General features: G+C 37.2%; 22 protein-coding genes. 15 read left to right on the forward strand and 7 right to left on the reverse strand.

What is annotated here, in order from left to right; translation table 11 throughout:
* Positions 1–112 precede the first annotated feature (112 nt).
* Positions 113–1,816, forward strand: a complete 1,704-nt coding sequence (locus tag JCM9152_RS02075; protein WP_035340372.1) for an ABC transporter substrate-binding protein — start codon at positions 113–115, stop codon at positions 1,814–1,816.
* Between the two features lie 461 nt (positions 1,817–2,277).
* Here JCM9152_RS02075 and JCM9152_RS02080 read toward each other — a convergent pair whose 3' ends face one another.
* Entirely contained in the window at positions 2,278–3,762 is a 1,485-nt protein-coding gene (locus JCM9152_RS02080) for an alpha-N-arabinofuranosidase (RefSeq protein ID WP_035340374.1), read from the reverse strand.
* Between the two features lie 306 nt (positions 3,763–4,068).
* On the opposite strand from JCM9152_RS02080, the gene JCM9152_RS02085 reads away from it, so the two are divergent.
* The 3 genes from JCM9152_RS02085 (at position 4,069) to JCM9152_RS02095 (ending at position 8,329) form a co-directional block, all read left to right on the forward strand.
* Positions 4,069–6,882 carry a glycoside hydrolase family 3 protein gene (locus JCM9152_RS02085; RefSeq protein ID WP_035340376.1) on the forward strand — a complete coding sequence of 938 codons (2,814 nt, stop codon included), beginning with the start codon at positions 4,069–4,071 and terminating at the stop codon, positions 6,880–6,882.
* Between the two features lie 234 nt (positions 6,883–7,116).
* Positions 7,117–7,641: a hypothetical protein gene (locus JCM9152_RS02090; protein ID WP_052015495.1), complete on the forward strand. Its 525-nt coding sequence runs from the start codon at positions 7,117–7,119 to the stop codon at positions 7,639–7,641.
* A gap of 43 nt (positions 7,642–7,684) precedes the next feature.
* A complete protein-coding gene (locus tag JCM9152_RS02095; RefSeq protein WP_035340378.1) occupies positions 7,685–8,329 on the forward strand; it encodes a YesL family protein in 645 nt (214 codons plus the stop codon).
* Between the two features lie 263 nt (positions 8,330–8,592).
* Here JCM9152_RS02095 and ytvI read toward each other — a convergent pair whose 3' ends face one another.
* Positions 8,593–9,651, reverse strand: coding sequence for a sporulation integral membrane protein YtvI (gene ytvI, locus JCM9152_RS02100; RefSeq protein WP_035340380.1), 1,059 nt, complete (start codon positions 9,649–9,651; stop codon positions 8,593–8,595).
* Between the two features lie 190 nt (positions 9,652–9,841).
* Between ytvI and JCM9152_RS02105 the strand changes: the two genes are divergently transcribed.
* The gene (locus JCM9152_RS02105; protein ID WP_035340382.1) at positions 9,842–10,291 is read left to right on the forward strand and encodes a TcaA NTF2-like domain-containing protein; all 450 of its coding nucleotides are present in this window, start codon (positions 9,842–9,844) and stop codon (positions 10,289–10,291) included.
* Between the two features lie 28 nt (positions 10,292–10,319).
* Here JCM9152_RS02105 and JCM9152_RS02110 read toward each other — a convergent pair whose 3' ends face one another.
* Positions 10,320–10,673 (reverse strand): YugN family protein, encoded by a 354-nt coding sequence (locus tag JCM9152_RS02110; protein ID WP_035340388.1) that lies wholly within the window; start codon positions 10,671–10,673, stop codon positions 10,320–10,322.
* 217 nt (positions 10,674–10,890) lie between these two features.
* On the opposite strand from JCM9152_RS02110, the gene JCM9152_RS02115 reads away from it, so the two are divergent.
* The 4 genes from JCM9152_RS02115 (at position 10,891) to JCM9152_RS02130 (ending at position 13,261) form a co-directional block, all read left to right on the forward strand.
* A complete protein-coding gene (locus JCM9152_RS02115; protein WP_035340390.1) occupies positions 10,891–11,976 on the forward strand; it encodes a CAP domain-containing protein in 1,086 nt (361 codons plus the stop codon).
* 71 nt (positions 11,977–12,047) lie between these two features.
* A complete protein-coding gene (locus JCM9152_RS02120) occupies positions 12,048–12,461 on the forward strand; it encodes a YlbD family protein (protein WP_035340391.1) in 414 nt (137 codons plus the stop codon).
* A gap of 17 nt (positions 12,462–12,478) precedes the next feature.
* Positions 12,479–12,727 (forward strand): YlbE-like family protein, encoded by a 249-nt coding sequence (locus JCM9152_RS02125; protein ID WP_035340393.1) that lies wholly within the window; start codon positions 12,479–12,481, stop codon positions 12,725–12,727.
* A 114-nt stretch (positions 12,728–12,841) separates the two neighbouring features.
* Positions 12,842–13,261: a hypothetical protein gene (locus JCM9152_RS02130; protein ID WP_035340395.1), complete on the forward strand. Its 420-nt coding sequence runs from the start codon at positions 12,842–12,844 to the stop codon at positions 13,259–13,261.
* On the opposite strand, the gene JCM9152_RS02135 is transcribed toward JCM9152_RS02130, so the two are convergent.
* Positions 13,242–14,021 carry an ATP-grasp domain-containing protein gene (locus JCM9152_RS02135; RefSeq protein WP_035340397.1) on the reverse strand — a complete coding sequence of 260 codons (780 nt, stop codon included), beginning with the start codon at positions 14,019–14,021 and terminating at the stop codon, positions 13,242–13,244. The two genes, JCM9152_RS02130 and JCM9152_RS02135, sit on opposite strands and share 20 nt — an antisense overlap.
* Positions 14,022–14,170: 149 nt before the next feature.
* Between JCM9152_RS02135 and JCM9152_RS02140 the strand changes: the two genes are divergently transcribed.
* Both JCM9152_RS02140 and JCM9152_RS02145 read left to right on the forward strand, forming a co-directional pair.
* Positions 14,171–14,611, forward strand: coding sequence for a YlbF/YmcA family competence regulator (locus JCM9152_RS02140; RefSeq protein ID WP_035340399.1), 441 nt, complete (start codon positions 14,171–14,173; stop codon positions 14,609–14,611).
* An 82-nt stretch (positions 14,612–14,693) separates the two neighbouring features.
* Positions 14,694–14,972: a YlbG family protein gene (locus tag JCM9152_RS02145; protein WP_035340400.1), complete on the forward strand. Its 279-nt coding sequence runs from the start codon at positions 14,694–14,696 to the stop codon at positions 14,970–14,972.
* 71 nt (positions 14,973–15,043) lie between these two features.
* On the opposite strand, the gene JCM9152_RS02150 is transcribed toward JCM9152_RS02145, so the two are convergent.
* A complete protein-coding gene (locus tag JCM9152_RS02150) occupies positions 15,044–15,433 on the reverse strand; it encodes a DUF7147 family protein (protein ID WP_035340402.1) in 390 nt (129 codons plus the stop codon).
* Between the two features lie 570 nt (positions 15,434–16,003).
* Here JCM9152_RS02150 and rsmD point away from each other — a divergent pair.
* Entirely contained in the window at positions 16,004–16,552 is a 549-nt protein-coding gene (gene rsmD / locus JCM9152_RS02155) for a 16S rRNA (guanine(966)-N(2))-methyltransferase RsmD (protein ID WP_035340403.1), read from the forward strand.
* 27 nt (positions 16,553–16,579) lie between these two features.
* Positions 16,580–17,065, forward strand: coding sequence for a pantetheine-phosphate adenylyltransferase (gene coaD, locus JCM9152_RS02160; RefSeq protein ID WP_035340405.1), 486 nt, complete (start codon positions 16,580–16,582; stop codon positions 17,063–17,065).
* 20 nt (positions 17,066–17,085) lie between these two features.
* Here coaD and spoVV read toward each other — a convergent pair whose 3' ends face one another.
* Together spoVV and JCM9152_RS22530 are read right to left on the reverse strand one after the other, a co-directional pair.
* The gene (spoVV, locus tag JCM9152_RS02165) at positions 17,086–18,186 is read right to left on the reverse strand and encodes a dipicolinic acid transporter SpoVV (RefSeq protein WP_081727862.1); all 1,101 of its coding nucleotides are present in this window, start codon (positions 18,184–18,186) and stop codon (positions 17,086–17,088) included.
* Positions 18,081–18,302 carry a hypothetical protein gene (locus JCM9152_RS22530; protein WP_158318422.1) on the reverse strand — a complete coding sequence of 74 codons (222 nt, stop codon included), beginning with the start codon at positions 18,300–18,302 and terminating at the stop codon, positions 18,081–18,083. Before JCM9152_RS22530 ends, spoVV begins: the two co-directional genes overlap by 106 nt.
* Positions 18,303–18,540: 238 nt before the next feature.
* Here JCM9152_RS22530 and JCM9152_RS02170 point away from each other — a divergent pair, with 238 nt between their 5' ends.
* Positions 18,541–19,335, forward strand: coding sequence for a patatin-like phospholipase family protein (locus JCM9152_RS02170; RefSeq protein WP_035340407.1), 795 nt, complete (start codon positions 18,541–18,543; stop codon positions 19,333–19,335).
* A complete protein-coding gene (locus JCM9152_RS02175) occupies positions 19,332–20,378 on the forward strand; it encodes a SepM family pheromone-processing serine protease (RefSeq protein ID WP_052015497.1) in 1,047 nt (348 codons plus the stop codon). The genes JCM9152_RS02170 and JCM9152_RS02175 overlap by 4 nt, the downstream gene beginning before the upstream one ends.
* Positions 20,379–20,425: the final 47 nt, after the last annotated feature.

Consider the following 20,425-nt stretch of genomic DNA (forward strand, 5'->3'; position numbering starts at 1 on the left):
ATAGCAAAAGTGTTTAGATAAGAATCCAAGTATTTAGAGGACGTAGTTAAAATACTTTTGTTCTATCCTCGATAATAAAAATATAGAAACATAAAAAAGGGAGGTATTATTCATGACTCATGTGAAAAAGAAGTTACTAGGGGGGTTAATGGCTGTTGCGCTATTATTAGTGATTGCAGCGTGCAACAGCAGTGAGGAAGGTTCAGCAGATGATCAAGCAGATAATGATGCGCCAAATGTGGAGATTGATGGTGATTTAGAACCGATTTCATTTACTTTCTTTGCGTCGGATAACAATCCAGATTGGGATGATATGAACACAGAGGTAGGTGAAGTTATTTTACAAGAAACGGGTGTAACGCTAAAGGGTGATTTTGCTATAGGTGATTCGGCAGAACGCATTTCTTTGATTGCAGCAAGTGGTGACTATCCAGATTTTATTCTTCCAAAAGGAGATGGAAACCTACTAGTTGATGCAGGTGCGATGGTTGATCTTCGTCCACTCATTGAAGAACATGCACCTAATATCCAAGAAGTTTATGGTGATTATTTGAATCGTATGCAATGGAGTGAAGAGGATGATTCCATTTATTTCATAGGAACGAATCCAGTCGATCAAGAGTACTGGGATCCGGGAGAATACTTTTGGTTACAGCATGATGTTGTAAGAGAGTTAGGCTATCCTGAAATTAACACAGTTGAAGATTTTGAAAGCGCTATCAGAGAGTACTATGAAATGTATCCCGAAATTGATGGTCAGCCAACGATTCCATTAACATTATTAGCAGATGATTGGCGTTTATTAATTTCGGTTACAAACCCTGCAGGTTATACTACAGGTTTGGCAAACGATGGAGAATGGGCAATTGATGAAGACACATACGAAGCAATGATTCGTTATCGCCGTCCAGAGGAGCGAGAGTATTTCCGCTGGTTAAATCATATGAATGCGGAAGGCCTATTAGATCCAGAGACATTTGTGCAACAGGAAGACCAATATAAATTGAAAATTGCATCAGGCCGAGTATTAGGGCTTATTGATGCAAACTGGTCCATTAACGAGCCACAAACAGCTCTTCGTGAAGAGGGAAAGTATGAGAGAATGTACGGCGTGTATCCTGTAACATTAGATGATAGCTTTGAGCCTCGTAACTTCCAAAGCTCTGGTTACCTTCCTACTTGGGGGATTGGTATTACAGTGGATAATCCAGACCCAGTTCGTGCGATTAAATTTTTAGATTGGATGGCGTCTGAAGAAGCTCAGATTTTAAATAACTGGGGTATCGAAGATGTTCATTATCAGGTTGATGAAGATGGAAATCGCTATTTAACTCCTGAACAGCGTGAAGAACGCTTAAGTGATAGTAACTTTAGAAAACGTACGGGAATCGATATGTATAAAGCATATGGTCCCCACTATGGTGATGGTGTACTTGATTCAACAGGTCAACCTTTTACAATTAATCGACCTGAAGAGTTAAGAGAAGATTACACAGAAGTTGAAAAAGAAGTGTTAGAAGCGTATGGAGCTGAGATTTGGGGAGATTTATTCCCAGATGGAGACCAATTCCCAGTTAAACCGTGGGGTGCAGGATGGGAAATCAATTGGGATTCAGATTCACCTATCGCTGTTCCTTACCAACGTATTCGAGATACAATGTTTACTCGTATTCCAGAAGCGATTTTAGCAGATCCTGAAGATTTTGATGCAGTATATGATCGATTTATGGATGAAGTTGAAGGATATGGCGTCTATGAAATGGAAGAACAATTCACAGAATTAGTTCAAAAGCGAGTAGAGCTTTGGAGTGAATAATAAACAAGGCGAGTGACATCATTAGTCATTCTCCTCAGACCGTAGACAAAATGCCTTTGAGAGTTGACTCTCAAAGGCATTTTTAGGTTATTTAGCATGTCTATTGACTGTTGCTGCACTGAAGGATGGAAATTGTCCAGTGTCAGTTAGCTAATCTAGCTTATCTCATTTGCAACCGGTTTATCTTCTCGCTTTTTGACATCATAACCATTTCGACTTTGCAGGATGAGGGCAAGATTTTGATTTGAAATGGGCGCGGTAAGCGACCCATTCTCCAGAATATGCACAAGTCGATTTATATAAGAGTGAAGGACAACTTAAACAAATGGAGACCCTTTCCTCAAATTCTTCTTTCGTAACTGTTTCAAAATCGTAGTTATCATGGTAAGACCAATCAGCTTGAATGTCCACCATTCGACAACTTTTGCACTCTCTTTGTTGACTTGTTTTCATAGTGTTGGCTACCCTATTGTTAGTGAAATGATGGACATACTTGGCAAGTTCACATGTAACGTTTCCCCTTCAACAGTAAAGTCCTCGAACGAAATAGGCTTGACATGATCGGGATTTTCAAATGTGTTGTGAGCGTTACGTTCATTTGCTGTTAGTACACGTCCTTGAATCGTACTCAATGATTCTATACCACGCAAGTCAATCGCAACAGCAGTTTGGTCATTAGGATTTAGATGACAAATGCTAATGTGGACTTTTTCTTGCTTATCCTTTGATGCAGTAGCACTGACAGCTGGTAACTCTTCATTATTAATCTGGTACGTGCCTGAAGTAATATCAATATCAAGCTTTGTTGCATCTTGATGAACCTTATACATCTCAAAGACATGGTAGGTAGGTGTTAAGATCATTTTTTCTCCTTCAGTTAAAATCATTGCTTGAAGGACATTGACGGTTTGGGCAATGTTCGCCATTTGTACCCGGTCATTATGCTCATGGAAAATGTTAAAGTGTAGTCCTGCTACAAGAGCATCTCGAATCGTATTTTGTTGATAAAGGAATCCTGGATTCGTTCCAGGTTCTACATCGAACCAAGTTCCCCATTCATCAATGATCATTCCTACTCGTTTGTCTGGGTCATATTTATCCATAATGGTTGAGTGCTTTGAAATAAGCTCATTCATACGAAGTGCTTTTTTCATCGTAAGAAACCATTCATTTTCACTTGGATCTAATGCAGAGCCTTTATTAGCCCAATCGTCACTTGGTACCGTATAATAATGAAGACTTAATCCATCCATTAAATGCGAGGCTTCACGCATGAGCACTTCTGTCCAGTGATAATCATCCACATTAGCCCCACCAGCAATTTTATATATCTTATTATCACCATAATTCCGAACATATGTCTGGAACTGACGATAGAGGTCTGCGTAATATTCGGCGCGCATATGTCCACCGCATCCCCAGTTTTCATTCCCAACTCCAAAGTAGGTTAGTGACCATGGCTCGTTGCGACCATTTTCTTTTCGCCAATTCGCCATCGGAGATTCTCCATTGAACGTCATGTATTCGACCCATTCTGACATTTCTTGTACGGTTCCGCTACCTACATTACCACAGATGTATGGTTCAGTATCTAACATTTCACAAAGCATTAGAAATTCATGCGTACCAAAGTGGTTATTTTCAACGACCCCTCCCCAATGTGTATTTACCATTCTTTTTCGACTTTCTTTAGGGCCGATTCCGTCTTTCCAGTGGTACTCGTCAGCAAAACAGCCTCCTGGCCAACGAAGGACGGGAATTTGAATTTCTTTGAGCGCTTTTACTACGTCATTTCGTATCCCGTTTGTATGCTCGATATGGGAGTCTTGTCCGACCCAAAAGCCCTCATAGATACATCTTCCTAAGTGCTCGGCAAAATGACCGTAAATATTTTTGTTAATTTTTCCTTTAGGAACATCCGCTTGAATGACCATTTTGTTTTTCATTTGAAGACCTCCTTAGAAAATAATTAGGAATAGTTGTACGATATTTTAAACAAGGTTTACCTAAAGTTATAAACATTGTACGTACAAAATAAATTGTAAACGCAATCATTTGGTTTTACAAGCTATTCAATTGATATTTATTTTCAAATTAAATATCAATTGAAAGAGTAATGGTTTTTCTGTAATTTCTATATGAATTTTGTTTGAAATCGTTTGGTAGAGATCAGAAAGGTTATGAACTAAGCTAGTAATACGAACGTGAAAGTGTTTTATGTTTGCGTTAAAGTTGAAAAAGGAGAGGGTACAATGGCAAGACAATTTGAATATCCATTTCAAAATCCAGCATTATTGATAGAAGAAAGGGTCCATGACCTCGTTTCCCGGTTTACGTTAGATGAAAAAATTGCATTAATGCACCAGTATCAGCCAGAAATTAGACGTTTAGGTATTAAAGCACATAAACAAGGAACAGAGGCTGCACATGGAATTGCATGGTTAGGCGAAGCAACCGTCTTTCCACAAAATATCGGGTTATCTCATACGTGGAATCCGCAGTTAATGAAACAAATTGGGAGTGTGATTGGAGATGAGGCGCGAGTATTTTATCAAAAAGATCCGGTTGTGAATGGACTTACTCTATGGGCGCCAACAGTTGATTTGGAGCGTGATCCACGATGGGGACGAACGGAAGAAGCGTATGGTGAAGACCCCACCCTCGTAGGTAAGTTAGCAACTGAGCTCGTAAAAGGGATGCAAGGTGATCACCCAGTCTACTTAAAGTCAGTAGCTACATTGAAACACTTCTTAGGAAATAACAATGAGTTAGATCGTAGTAAATGTTCAGCAAGTATTGATCCGCGTAATATGTATGAATATTATTTGAAAGCGTTTGAGCCAATATTCGTTGAAGGGAAAGCGAAGTCAATGATGACCGCGTACAATTCTATTAATGGCACTCCAGCGCTGCTACATCCGTATGTGAATAAGCTTGTAAAAGAAAAGTGGAACATGGATGGTTTTATTGTTAGTGATGCCGGCGATGTATTAGGAATTGCTCGAGATCATCACTATTATGATAATCATGCAGAAGGTATAGCTGATACGATTAAAAGTGGGATTGATAGTATAACGGAGGATGATAAGGAAGAATCACTTGAAGCAATAAGAGAGGCGCTTAAGCAAGGACTACTCGAGGAAGGTGATCTTGATACAGCATTAAGAAATGCATTTCGTGTTCGCTTTTGGTTAGGAGAATTTGACCCGGAATTAAATCCATACGCGAACATACCTGAATCAAAGTTGCTGGCAAAAGAACATCAAGAGCTTTCTTACCAGGCTGCAAAGGAGCAAGTAGTCTTACTAAAAAATGAAAACGAAACGCTACCTGTACAGTCGTCTAAATTAAATAATGTAGCTGTTCTTGGTCCGCTTTGTAATGAGGTTTATGTTGATTGGTATAGCGGAACACCATCTTATCGAGTAACACCATTTGATGGAATACAAAATAAATTAAAAGAACAAAATATATTCTTGCATGAAGGCTACAAACTAATCAAAATACGTTCTAAACGTACAGGTGCATACATTGAAATCGATGAGAAGGATGGAAACACATTGATTTCAACAAAGCAATCGGTTGGTGCAGAGATTTTTCAATTAACTGATTGGGGTTGTGGAAGTCAAACGTTAAAATCAACGACAACAGGGAAATTTGTTACGACTGGAGATGAGTGTTTAGCGGCTACTTCTGAAGAAGCTCGAGGATGGTTTGTGAAGGAGCTTTATACGTTGCATGATGAGGAGGGAGTAATTCGTCTAACATCGTGGGATGGTCAGCCCGTTTGTGTGGGAGAGGATGGACGGTTATTTGCAACAGAAGGGAAAGTAGAGAAAGGCAATTTTTATGAAATTGAAGTGGTTGAGGATGGATTAAAAGAGGCTGTGAAAGCAGCGAGTGAAGCGGATACAGCGATTGTTTTCGTAGGTAATAGTCCGTTTATTAATGGGAAAGAGACGATTGATCGAGATGATATTATTTTGCCACCAGAACAAGAACAGTTAATCCGATCAGTAAGGGAAGTGAACGAGAATACAATTGTGGTCATTGTAAGTAGTTATCCTTATGCAGTTAATTGGGCTGATGAACATGTTCCTGCTATTTTGTATTCATCTCATGCAGGCCCCGAGCTAGGTACAGCAATTGCAGATGTCCTATTTGGTGATTATAACCCAGCTGGACGTCTCAGTATGACATGGTATCGATCAGCAGAGCAGCTTCCAAACATAATGGATTATGACATTATAAAAGGCAAGAGAACGTATCAATATTTTGATGGAGATGTATTATATCCATTCGGACATGGTTTAAGCTATACATCATTTAATTATAGTGATTTACACCTTTCCAATAAAGAAATAAATAGAGATAGCACGTTAGAAGTAACGTGTTTAGTGGAGAATACGGGTGAGCTTGATGGTGAAGAAGTTGTGCAGCTATATGTAAGAGCTAATCAATCGCGAATAACACGACCAATTAAGACGTTAAAGGAATTCGAAAGATTGAATGTGAAACAAGGTGAGAAGAGGACTGTCACTTTCAAATTACCTATTAAGGAATTAGCTATTTGGGATGTTGTGAGTGAGTCGTATAAAGTTGAAACAGGTGAATATACAATTATGGTAGGTTCATCATCTGCGGTCTTACCTTTACAAGCAGCGATTCACGTTCAAGGTGATGTATTAGATAACCGTACGTGTACAAATAGAGTAAAGGCATTTAATTACGATGATTACGCAAGTGTTTATTTAGATGAAGGTGAAAACCGTGAATATTGCGTACGTACGAATAATGAGTTTGGCTGGGTTTCATTTAAGCATTGCGAATTGAGCAGATCTCTATCAAAATGGACAGTAAAGGCTCATGCGCAAGCACATGCTGAATTACAATTAAGAGTAGGTTGTTTTGATGGTGAGCTATTGGCTACGATAGAAGTAGAAGAAAATACGGATTGGCAAGAACTAAGAACGACCATAAGCAATAATAATAAATTAACGGAAAAAGATGATATTTATGTTATATTAAAAGGTGATGTGCAATTAAGCTGGTTCCAACTAGCTTAATATGTATATTATGGACTATTAGCTTTTGCGTTAAGTATTGTCAATAAGGAGGCTGGGACATAACAAAAGTGTTTAGCTGAGAATCAGAACATTTAGAGAATGTAGCGAAGTATTTTTCAGGAGCAGTGAATGTATTCCATTCTAGATTTGTTCAGTTTCTATTTATGAAAACACTTTTGTCCTAGTCTTTTTTTTGAGGTCCTTATATCATATAAATATTAGAGGGTGTTACGCTTGAAGAAAGGTTTGTTGTTCGTATTATGCATTATTTCTTCCTTACATTTGGTTGGCTGTTCTAATCAAGAAGAAGCCGTTACATTAGATGTGATGTTTTTTACTGAGTTACCTATTGATTTGTCAGAAGCATTTACTGAGTATACAGAAAGTTTATATGAAGCTTCCGACATATCAACAACGACACATATGTTTTTACCTTCCCCTGAGAAATTAACGGTGGAGATGGTTGCTGGTGAAGGTGATATTTATGTTGTGGAAGATTGGATGTATAATATTATTTTTGATCCGGTTATTTTACATCCACTTGATGAAATTGCTGAAATAGAGGAAGTGGATGAACGATTTTATGGAAAGAATGAAATAACAGAAGAAGAACATGTGTATGCCGTTGGTTTAGACCACGACTCTCCGCTTTTCATGGAATTGGGTATTGAATATTCAGACAGTCTTATTGCTGTTATGATGAGAGATCGTCAAGTGAATGATATAGGATTAGATGTGTTGCAACAATGGTATGAGTAACTGTTACGTTATACGAAATGGTTGAATTTAAAGGGTGAACAGAATGCAGAAAAATTGGACAGATACACCACTTTATACGATAGCAGATTGGGTAATGAAATTAGCATATATTAATCTATTATGGTTTCTTTTTACATTTTTAGGGGTTATTATTTTAGGTTTTTTTCCAGCGACAGTAGCAATGTTTACGATTTTAAGACAGATGCTCTTAAAAGAAGGTAGCGTTCCCATTTTTAAAACGTTTTTAACCGTTATCAAGCAAGAATTTGTACGAGCGAATGCGATAGGACTTATGTTAGTCGTTATAGGGTATATTCTTTATGTCGACTTTCTTTATTTAGGAACGACTGATGGTTATCTCCATTCGATCCTATCTGTCGTTTTTATTGTATTATCTATTGCTTATGGTGCTGTATGTTTGATGATTATACCTGTTCTTGTTCATTTTGAATTATCATTTAGTCAATATTTCAAACATGCGTTTCTATTTTCGGTTATAAATCCGCACATTGTGATCTTTATGGGAGCGGGAATATATATTGCGTATCGACTATTTAACTTTTTACCTGGATTAACATTATTTTTCTTTGGTAGTCTTATTTCCTTATTTATCATGTGGAGTGCAACTTTGGCGTTTAATAGAGTGGAGAAAAAGCAACAAAGGCTACAACCGAGTGAAGACAAGTAAAGTCCGTTTGCTACGAATGATGTAGTAAACGGACTTTTTTAAGATTAAAATTTATGAAATTCTTAATCATCCATGATAAGCTCGAAATCAAAAATAAACTCTTTCAACAAGGACAATCGTTAATGGGATTCTAGGTATAAATAAGCACCTCCTTAATCGGATACATCTATCGTACCAGGAGGTGCTCGTTAAAAATGTACGTGGTTTGAATACGAGTTTACAGTGGATTCTGTACGAAAAGACCGCTACTACAGTTTTTCTGATCAAATCTTAAAGTTTAATTTAATAATGCCAGCTTCTTTTGCTGAAGTAAATGCGATGACAATGAGTGGGCCGATAATAAACCCAAGAACACCAAATAGCATAAGCCCAATATACATAGCGATGAGAGTAGCCAATGGGGATAATCCAATTTGTTGCCCCATTACTTTAGGTTCGACCGTTCTTCGAATAACGAGTAGAATTGCGGCTAATACAAGCAATTGTGTACCCATGCTAACATTTCCGGCGAATAATTGAAAAATGGCCCATGGTGCTAATATTGCAATTGATCCAATCAATGGTATAAAATCAATGAGCCAAATAATAAAGGCCATTAATAAGGCAACTTCAGGAGCGATAAACAACAGTCCAATTAATGAAACGATAAAGATAATAATACTAACTAAAAATTGAGCTTTTAAAAATCCCCAAAGAACGTACTTTAATCGTGAAGTCATAAAATTGACTTTCTCTTTTGTCTTATCAGATAAGTATGAAAAGGATTTTCGTTTTAAGACGGGTAGCTCTAACAAAAATAAAAATAGAGCAATTAAATAGACGATAATGGATACTAAGTATCCAGGTATGCTCGACACAAAAGAGGTCACATCGTTAATAATGTTGCGTTCGCTTATTGTGTTTCGAATATCATTCAATGTTCTTGTCACAAGAATGTTAATTTCTTCTACTAATTCTGGTGGTAAATTATCATATTCGTGTTCAAGATTTCGTTGGAAATTTAGCCAAGAACGATTGATGTCATTAATGTGCTGTGGTAAATTTTCAACAATTTGTGAGCCTTGTGTAATGACTTTTGTGACACTATAATAGCCAGTTAAACCGATAAAACAAATAAACAAGGTAAAGACAATCATGACGGCAAGATTTCGCTTTAATTTAAGTCGTTTATGTAAAGATTCTACTGCTGGTGATAACAATAAGGCAGTGAAAAAAGCCAACAGTAATGGGATCGAAATAGGTATAATGAAATAAGCTACGATAGCGATGGCAATGATGCTAATGATAATAATGAAGGTGCGTTTAGATATGAGTGCTGCCAATGTAGGACTCCTCTCTTGAATGTGAAATGTATCTATCTGAAAAAGCTTACACATTTCTTAACTTATATTATAGTATAGAACATTATAGAATGAACAGTTTATATAGGTATATTTCTATACTTATGGTATACTCATTCAAGCGTTTAATCAATGAAGATAGCTTGAACTTTTTGAAAGGAGTATGTATGTAGTGAGAAAGTCTAGTTGGATTGTTTTATTTTGTTGCATGTTACTTGTTGCTTGTCAATCACCTGACAATTCTGAGTTAATAGAAGTAGAAGATGATACAGAGCTAGTGGAGTTTGTAACAACTTACAAAAAAACGATGATCGAGTCGGTGAATGGCGGTCATTTTAATGATGTTGAACCTTTTTTAATGGCAAACGTTAGTTTTTATCATTCATTACGCAGGTACGTAAATGATTTACATAGTGATGGAGCTAGTAAAGAGCTGAAGGAATTTCAAGTTAATCATGTTTATGAAGATGATGTAGGTGATTATTATGTTGATGCATTTGAATCAGTTGTGATCCATTACTCTAATGAATTCGAAGAAATAGAGCGTTATATAAGGTTTGAAATTAATAGGCTTAACAATGGTTCGTTACGAATTGTCACGATTCGTGAACGCGAAGAATAAGAAAAAGACGGCATTAGCCGTCTTTTTCTTATTCTTCTGCTTCTAAATTCCCTTTTAAAAGTTCAAGCTTCTTGTTACACTTATCAATAATTTGTTGCGGGAATTCTTCTCCTTCGTACTCAACGCCATGTGGATAATAATGCTTACCGAGTAAAGGAGTCATCAATTTCACGATTGTATCTTCTTTTGGAATCTCGCCTTTAATTGCATATGCAGGAATGCGTAAATAATAAATATTTCCTTGGTTCACAATTTTGTAATCAAACATGGCACGTTCATAGTCCCATTGACCTGCATGGACAAGTCCGATTGATTCACACGCATATCGAAGTGTCTCAAAACGTAATTCTTTATCTGCTAATTCAATGTGATCAAATCTCACTGTCAATCCGCCTCCAATTGATCTTATATGTACTCTTTTTAATGATAGTATGAATTGAGCTATGTTGCAATGTATAATCATGAATGTTTTGTGTAGATTCCCATTCGACAAGATTATACTGGAAATGGACAGAAGGTTACAACGTTAGAGAGAGGAATAAGACGACTGAACATTGAATAAATCATCTATATAAGATTGAAAGAATAGAGGTGTTTTTATGAAGAAGATTATTATAATTTTGGGTTGTGCCTGTCTTCTTCTTTTTTTTCTCATTATTGAATCAGATTATTTTCAAAATGCTGAGGAAAATGAGACAGGTGATACAGAAGAGTTTCAGGTAATAGAATGGTTATATGGGGAGGAATTAACAGAAGATTTAGAGATAGAAGAACCGGATTATGAAGAAAATCTACTAACAGAAGAAGAGGTTTTTATTGGATTGACTGGCGATGAAATAAAAGAAAGATTTGGTGAACCTGATCGCATAGACCCGACAGCTTATTCATATGACTGGTGGATTTATTTATTTGAAGATGATTCAACGACATATTTACAAGTAGGTATGCATGATGGAGAAGTTGTAACAGCTTTTGTATCAGGACATGTTAGTGAAACGTTCTTTTCTATTGGAGGAATGTATGAGGATTTAGATGACTTGTTCACTTTTTCTAACCAAGTTGATGTAAAAGCTACTAATGGTCAGTATCAATTTGAGTTAAGTGCAGCAGATTTGCAAGCACGTCCTCTTGTTGAAGTTGATGGGGAGTGGGTTCAGCTATATTTCGATACTCATACGAATGAACTTTCGAGTTTACGTATGCTAACGGCTGATACACTGGTAGAAATGCGACCTTATTCTGTTTCGTACATAGGTGATCCCCCAGAAAGACCAACTGTCTCATACGAAGATTGGCAAGAAATTGAACATGCTGAAGCAAGGCAAATTTTTGATTATACAAATGTCATACGTGCCAGGCATGGTTTAGAGGCATATGAATGGGAAGAGGACGTTGCCGTTGTTGCGTATGGACATAGTCGTGAAATGAAGGAAAAAGAATTTTTTTCACATACTTCCCCTGAGTATGGAGAGTTAGATCAACGATTTGAAAGAAATGATATTCGCTTTAGATTAGCTGGTGAAAATATTGCTGCAATGTATACAGACGGTATAGCAGCTGTGGAAGGCTGGTTAAATAGTGAAGGGCATCGAGTCAACTTGTTGCATGAGGAGTTTACTCATTTAGGAGTTGGTGTCTTCCAAGATTATTACACGCAAAATTTTATGACACCATGGTCATTTTAACCTTTATTGAGCACCTAGGACTAGGCTCCTGCGTATACTAGTATGAAAAGGCTTATAAGGGTGGTGATAAGATGAGTAAACATGGACTTCATCCAACCGTTCGACAGTTCAAAGATTTTATGGGAAGAAATCCTCATCTTATAAGAGAAGTAAAAGAAAACAATAAATCGTTACAAGAGGTATTTGAGGAATGGAATGTTTTTGGAGAGGATCATGACCATTGGAACACATATGCTGAAAATATCGAGCAACAAGAGCCAGGTCAGGATCAAGAGGAGAATTCAGGTAATGGAGAAACAGCAAGTTCTCTAGGACAAATTATGGGATTGATTAGTCGGTTAAACGTAAACGATCTCCAACAGCATTTAAGTCAATTCAGCTCTGTGCTTGGCAATGTTCAAAATGTGATCCAATCATTTCAACAACCGAACCAACAGCAAAATCAACGATCAAAAGATCATCCTTTTTCATTTAGAAGAGATTAGCAGGAGGTGTGAAAGATATGCGATTAGAGGTTCAACAGTATCTTAATGAACAACCTGAGCTACGAGCATTTATTCGACAGCACCCGAATTGGTATCGAAAGCTTAGTCGTGACCCTTCACAAATGACACTCTTAGAGAAAGAAGCTAATCAATTTTATGGTAGAACGTTTCCGCAAAGAGTGGAAAAAATGCAGCAATCATTGGGATTGATCATGATGATGATGGAAATGTTGAAGGTTGGGCAAACGACAGTGGCACAAACGTAATAATTGTAGTATGGCTTGCTAAGGGAATTAAATCTTCTAGCAAGCCATATTTGTATGCATAATAACCGTTAAATGAACATAATCTACACGTATGTTTAAGTGAGGTGTTTGTCATTGCAACGAGTTACTATTAGCCTATTCGTTATTTTGATTATGATGAGTCCAACTGTACTTGCAGCAAACGAAGATGTGCTTGTGGAACCTGTGTTACGTGTTGGAGATATTTCTATTAATAAAGGGAATCCATTGAATCTAGTTGTCAACTATGACTTAAAAGATAATCAATTATATGTGGAATGTCAGCTTAGTGGATTTTCGTTTGGACAAAATGAAGTAGGGTCCCTTCATCAAGAAAATGAAGGGCATTTGCGGATTTATTTAAATGATGAACATATTGCAACGTTATTTGAACGTGCCTTTTATTTGAAAAACTTACCTATTGGAGAGCATGAAGTGCTCGTGCAAGTCGTTCAAAATGACCATACGCCGTATAAAGGTGTAGGTGAAGTTATCGCTATTTCGATTCGTGAGTAAGGATGTCTGATATATATCGATAAATATAGCTTTCAACTGAAATACCACGTTGTTGGAAGCCTTGGTTACCGAACAATGTATTAAATTCTAAAAAATAATAATGGTCGTCAACTTTGACTAAATCAAAGCCAGCATGATCAACGCCTAGCATATTTGCTGTATGGCGTACGAGTTCGATCGCATTCTCGGGAATATGATCAAATGAGATTTTTGCACCTTGAGCAACATTACTTCGAAAGGAATTTCGCTCATTAATTCGCCAATAAGCGGTCACAACTTCATTACCAACTACACAAATACGTAGATCGCGATCGATCGGTAGATATTCTTGGATGTATAAATAATCGTTATTTTCAGCGTATTCATTAAATTGTTTGTGTGATTCAATTAAGAAAACGCCTTTCCCCATCGAACTTCGAATTTCTTTAGCGACAAATGGGAATGAGAATTCGGCTAATACTCGATTAATATTGTCATGGTTATTTCCTAAAATAAGCGTTTTAGGAACATGATCTGGTACGACGCTCCACAGACCACGAGTAACTTCAATTTTGTTAAAGCCTAATTGAATGGATTGAATACTAGGAAAAATTTTTTTCTTCATACCATAAACAAGAGCATTAACTTGCCAATTTTCTGGAAAAAGACAGATGTCTGCTGCGGCAATTTTGTTTCGCTCGTCAAACATATGCTCAGGCTTTACATATTTAATACCAGGGATACCAATTGTTCGAAAAGGGTTAAACGTAACAATATTCATGATGGTGTGGCACCTTTCTATTTAGATACTTTGACTAAAAGATTATATTCTGGAGCTAACGTTGATGTCAATAAGATAAGCGGAACAGTTGTCATCTATTGTGATCCCGTTTGTTCATGATATACTAATGATTGTAGGAGGTGTTGTACATGCTAGCAACGATGTCAACGATTGAATTATTGGATGGTGCTGACGAATTGGCAAAAGCCGTAATTGAATCGGACGTATATCATGAATATATAGAAGCAAAACAAAAATTAGAGAAAGATGTTGAGGCGCAAAAGCGAATATCTGCATTTAATCATATGAAAGATCAATATGAGGACGTTCAGCGCTTTGGGAAATATCATCCCGATTATGATGAGATTTCCGCAAATATTAGGAAAGCCAAAAGAGCAGTCGATTTAACCGATACAGTCGTTGAATTTAAGAAGGCTGAACGAGAATTGGAAAGTTTACTAAACGAAATTAGTGGAATCATTGCTCATTCCGTTTCAAAGACGATTAAAGTACCGACAGGAAATCCTTTTTTCGATTCAATGTCTTGTAGTGGGGGATGTGCCTCAGGGAGTTGTGGTTGTAGTTCATGAATCTATAAATACGGCGTGTTGTCGTAAGATTTTATGCATGTTAAACTATAACAATCCCGTTACATTAAAGGAGAGCCGATTTATGCTAGAAAGCAAGCGACAAGGTGTAGCGATTTGGTTAACGTCATTGAAGTTTGTCCGTCAACTTCGACGATTTGGTCACGTTCATTACGTTTCAAAAAAAATGAAATATGCGATTATATATTGTGACCAAGGAAAATTAGAGGATGTTGTCCGAAAATTAAGTAATACTCATTTTGTACGTGATGTTCAACCTTCCATGCGTCCATTTGTTGATACTGATTTTCAAAATGCAAAACCTGATAAAGCGAAAGAATATGATTATAAGATGGGAATATAAGATGAAAGAGTCAGGGACAATTTCCTGACTCTTTCTTTGTATATGATCGGCCTTTTGTAGTTAGTAATGTCTTATTGTAACGGTGGGATGTATTTGTTCATCCGCAGTACTCCGATTAAATATTGAAAATATAAAACTTCTTCGGAAAAGGTATGAGAAGGCTTAACTTCTAATCGATGTATGTTAATTTCGAGTTCCTCACACAGCTTTTTTATAAGGTGATACCGTTCTGTTTCTTTATAACTTGGATTTAATATTCCTTCTAAACAAATGTAAAGCGGCATCATTTTCCCAGGACTTGCAGGCTGTAAAATAAGGACAACTGATGACATAGGACGTTCAGCAATCGTCGTGTCAAGCTGGAGTAGCATATGAATTCGCTCAGTATTAGTACGAGCAAGCTCTAATAACTCATAGAGATCATTATAACCTTCCCCTAATTTAATGAAACGTTGAATCATAAAGGATACCCTCTTTCTTTCAAGCATCTATTTGTTTCTATACTATCGAAAGAAAAAAATCCTCGCAAGAAATTCTTGCGAGGTGCCTTACACATACATTGGTATGTACTTAAGGCTATGGGAGAGGAGAAACCGGAGGAAGAACTTATGGGGAAACGTAAGCCTTCTCCGCGGTTGTAGCAACACTAAGTGAATGCTACTAGTTGAAGTATGACCGATTTTGTACCATTTCATACATGTATTTTTCTTATATTATGATGTTGGATGTTTCTACCATTTACTTCGTTTACACATGTTTAGTTCGGAAAGCTGAATTCAAATCAAGCATATTTCAGTTACTTCGTAAAACGAAGGAAATGCTTAGCAACGCCCGCCTGTAGGAGCATCTCTTCAAAGCCACTGAAAAAGTTAAAACTAAACTTTTTCAGTGGTCTCATCCCTTTATCACGGGAGCGGTCGATTTTCTAAAGGAATTCTTTTATCTTTTCGGCTTCTTATAGTTCTCGCTTTTCATTCAATTTATGATAGGATAAAATGATAAAATATCGAAACAGAATTTAGGTGAGTAGGATGAGAGTCATTTCTGGTCTTAAGAAAGGTTTATCGTTAAAGGCTGTTCCTGGTTCTTCAACAAGACCAACAACAGATAAAGTGAAGGAAGCGATCTTCAATATTGTCGGTCCTTACTTTGATGGTGGGAGCGGACTTGACCTATATGCTGGTACAGGTGGACTTGGAATTGAAGCGTTAAGTAGAGGAATGGACAATGTTATATTTGTTGATCAGAATAAAAAAGCGATAAGTATTATTAAAGATAATTTACAGCATTGTTCATTTAGTGAGAATGCTGAAGTATATCGAAATGATGCGAACCGAGCTTTAAAAGCGTTAATCAAGCGTGAACGATCGTTTGATCTGATCTTTCTAGATCCGCCATATGCACAACAACAGCTGGCAAATGAATTAAGTATTATCGTTGATTTTCATTTGATTCGTGAAAATGGTATGATCGTTTGTGAAAGCGGTCTAGGTACGACAATGCCTGAGCATCTATCAACATTAGAACGTGTTAGGCAAGAAGCTTACGGTGATACGCTAATTACCATTTACCGCAATTGATACTTGTAATGAAAAAGGAGTAACTTTATGACAAATATAGCCGTTTGTCCAGGTAGTTTTGACCCGATTACTTATGGTCATATCGATATTATTACTCGTGGTTCGCACGTATTTGATGAGGTAATCATAGCTGTTTTACATAATCGTAATAAGAAGCCTACTTTCACTATAGAAGAACGAATGAAATTAATAAAGGAAGTAACGGCTCATATTCCGCAAGTGAAAGTGGACACGTTTGACGGTCTGTTAATCGATTATATGAAAGAAAAGAAAGCGCGTACGATCATTCGTGGGCTTCGAGCGGTTTCTGATTTTGAATATGAGATGCAAGTTGCTTCAATCAATAAGAAGTTAGGTCCTGAAATCGAAACATTCTTTATGATGACCAATCATCAATATTCTTATTTAAGTTCTAGTATAGTGAAAGAGGTAGCCAAATATGATGGCGATGTATCTGGACTAGTTCCAGATATTGTCGAAAATGCTTTGCGCAGAAAATTTAATCATGTATAAAAAGAGTGGGTATTCAGCACTTATATGTGCTGATCCACTCTTTTTAATAACAAAATTAAATATAGAACTAACATGAAAAAAGTCATGATAAAACCATACTGAACGAGCCAATTCCACATAATAGAAAACCAAGGTGCTGAATGCTCACTCATAAAGACAGCGAGTACACTTGACTGTTCGTTTGAAGAGGTCTGATTTCTGTAAATAGGCGTCCATAATAGGCACGCAAAAAGAGCAGCAAATACACCATGAAAGAAACGAGCGATGAAAAAAGGCTTAAAGCGAATATCCGTTTCGGCTAAAATACTAGCAACTTGCGCTTGTACAGAGAAACCGCTAAATGCAAGGAAGAAACTAGTGACAATAACTTGTTGAAAAAGTGTAGCATCGGTCTCGCTAGCCAATTTCGCACCGAGTGTAATTTCGAATAAGCCTGAAATGAGCGGGTAGCTTAACGTGTTTGGTATTTGAAAGATAGACAAAATGATTGAGAAAATAGCAGCTATCATAGCTGTTATGCCAATAAGGCTCAAAATTGAATTTAACACGGAAAATAAAATAATAAACCCGCCAATCATTAATAATGTTCGAATAGAGGATTGAACGGCATCTCCTAATAGCTTTCCGATCGGCCTCCCATCACGGAGACGCTCTTCATGTAAAAGGGTTAATGCACTTTTCCATGATCGAGTGGAGCTGTCTAGGGACTGGCGTTCCTCATCGTTAACGCCATGAAATCTCATACATAAACCAACGATTATATTTCCTAAATAATGCGATAATGCTAAAAGAAGACCTAATGTTGCATCATGAAAAAAACCGACTGCAATGGCCCCAAATATAAAAAGTGGGTTAGAGGAATTGGTAAATGACACAAGTCTTTCAGCTTCAATTCGTGTGAGCTTTTGTTCTTGCCTGAGTCTAGCTGTTAGTTTTGCTCCAGCAGGATAGCCTGATGCTAACCCCATAGCCCACACAAAGCCCCCGACTCCAGGAACGCGAAATAACGGTCTCATTAAGGCTCGAGTAATGCACCAATAAACGTTACGACGCCAAATCCAATTAATAGCTCTGACACAATAAAAAAAGGTAACAAGGATGGGAAGACGACATTCCACCACATTTGCATACCTCTAATAGAAGCTTCTAATGCTTCTTTTGGAAAGATCATTAGTGAAGCAGCAAGGAGTAAGCTAACTAAAGCAAGTACAAATGTTTTTGTTTTTGATAATGGCACATAGTAGCCCCCTTTGTACGAATAAAAAATTTTATAGGATTGAAAAGCGTTATTAGTGCGCTTAGAGAAGAGCGTCGAGTCTATTTCGTTACTCGGTTGACGAAACAACTCCATTTTTATCTAAACTTTAATCTCTTGTATCGTTCTTTAAGAGTTGTCCTATCATTAACTATACGTATACAGATGAATAATAGACCATATCATTTCTGTAAAAAACAAATGCTGGGAGAGGTTTTATATGGGAAAAGGTCGACCCAAAATTGGATTGGCGCTAGGTTCTGGAGGATCAAGGGGATATGCACATATCGGTGTATTAAAGGTGCTGGAAGAGGAAAATATTCCAATAGATATGATTACGGGTAGTAGCATGGGTGCTCTTGTTGGTTGTCTGTATGGTGTCGGTCATTCGCCTGATCAATTGCATCGCTTTGCTTCATTGTTTCAAAAGAAATATTTTGTTGATTTTATCGTACCTAGGAAGGGATTTGTTGCAGGAAAGAAAGTGAAAAATTTAATTCGTTTGCTTGCGAAAGGAAAACGAATCGAGGATTTAAACCCTCGTATGATGGTCGTAACAACTGACATTAATAAAGGAGAGCGAGTATTATTTGATAAAGGAGACGTCGCTTCTGTCGTTCGAGCTAGTATTGCCATTCCGGGGATATTTGTACCTGAGGTGATTGATGGCAAAACGTTGGTTGATGGAGGTGTGATCGATCGTGTCCCTGTAACGGCAGTTAAACAAATGGGTGCTGATATTACAATTGCTGTGGATGTTTCTTATTTCAAACAAGAGGCAGAAGTAAAGACGATTTATGATATTATGGTTCAAAGCATGGATATTATGACACGAGAATTAATTCGTGCTCAAGAAATTGAAAGTACAGTAATGATTCGACCGATCGTAAAAAATGCTAATCCTTTGGCTTTTAGTGAGGTTGATGCTTTAATAAGTAGTGGTGAAGAAGCTACTAGAAACCATATCGCCTTGATTAAAGAGGCGATTGCAACTTGGGAGGAGAATCAAACATGAAGTCCGAACAAACTAAGCCTTTTTTGAGTAAGAGATGGATCATACTAATTTTGTTTTTATTGTTTATCCATTTCTTCCCACTTCCATATTATTATTCACAGCCTGGTGATGCGAAAATATTAAGTGAAGTAATCAATGTTGAAGGTGGCCATGAGGAAGATGGGACATTTATGCTAACAACCGTGCAAATGGGAAAAGCAAATTTGTTGTTCTATGGATGGTCGTATTTAAGTTCATATCGTTTATTGTATCATGAAGATCAAATACGTCATGAAGGTGAATCTGATGAGGAATATCATCATAGACAATTAATGGCGATGAGTAGCTCACAAGAGTCAGCCATGATTGTAGCGTATGAAGCTGCTGGAAAAACAATTGAATATGAATATCATGGAGTAATTGTGACACAGCTAATCGAAGGTATGCCTGCAGAAGAAGTTCTTGAAATTGGTGATCGAATTCTTGAAGTGAACGGTAGAGAAATTGAAACAGCCGAACAATTAATACATACATTAAGTGATAAAAGTGTAAAGGATACAGTGGAATTACTTATAAAACGTGAAGATGAAAGGATCGTTGTTGAAGTTGGCTTTGCTCCTTTTCCAGAAAAGTTAGGTGCGCAAAAAGGACAAGTAGGTATTGGTATTTCCTCTCCAATTACTGAACGAGATATTGTCGTAGATCCTGAAGTAATGATAGACACAAGTCAAATTGGAGGGCCTTCAGCTGGACTTATGTTTGCTTTAGAAATGTATAATCAATTAACTGAAGAAAACGTGACTAAGGGTTATCATATAGCTGGTACAGGTACGATCTCTGAAGAAGGTGTTGTTGGTCGAATTGGAGGAGCACCACAGAAGGTTGTAGCAGCTGATCGTGCAGGGGCGGATTACTTTTTAGTTCCTAATGATGCTGGTGCTTCGCAATCTAACTATGAAGAAGCATTAGCTGCTGCAGAGGATATCGGAGCAGAAATGGAAATTATTCCGATTGATACATTTGAGGAAGCTTTAGAGTTTCTCGCCTCTATACCGCCGAAATAAATGATTTAGAGGTGTTTCAATATGCGTTATGAAACACCAGACGCTAG

Origin of the sequence: Halalkalibacter hemicellulosilyticusJCM 9152, assembly GCF_000513115.1 — a bacterium.
GTDB lineage: Bacteria > Bacillota > Bacilli > Bacillales > Bacillaceae_D > Halalkalibacter > Halalkalibacter hemicellulosilyticus.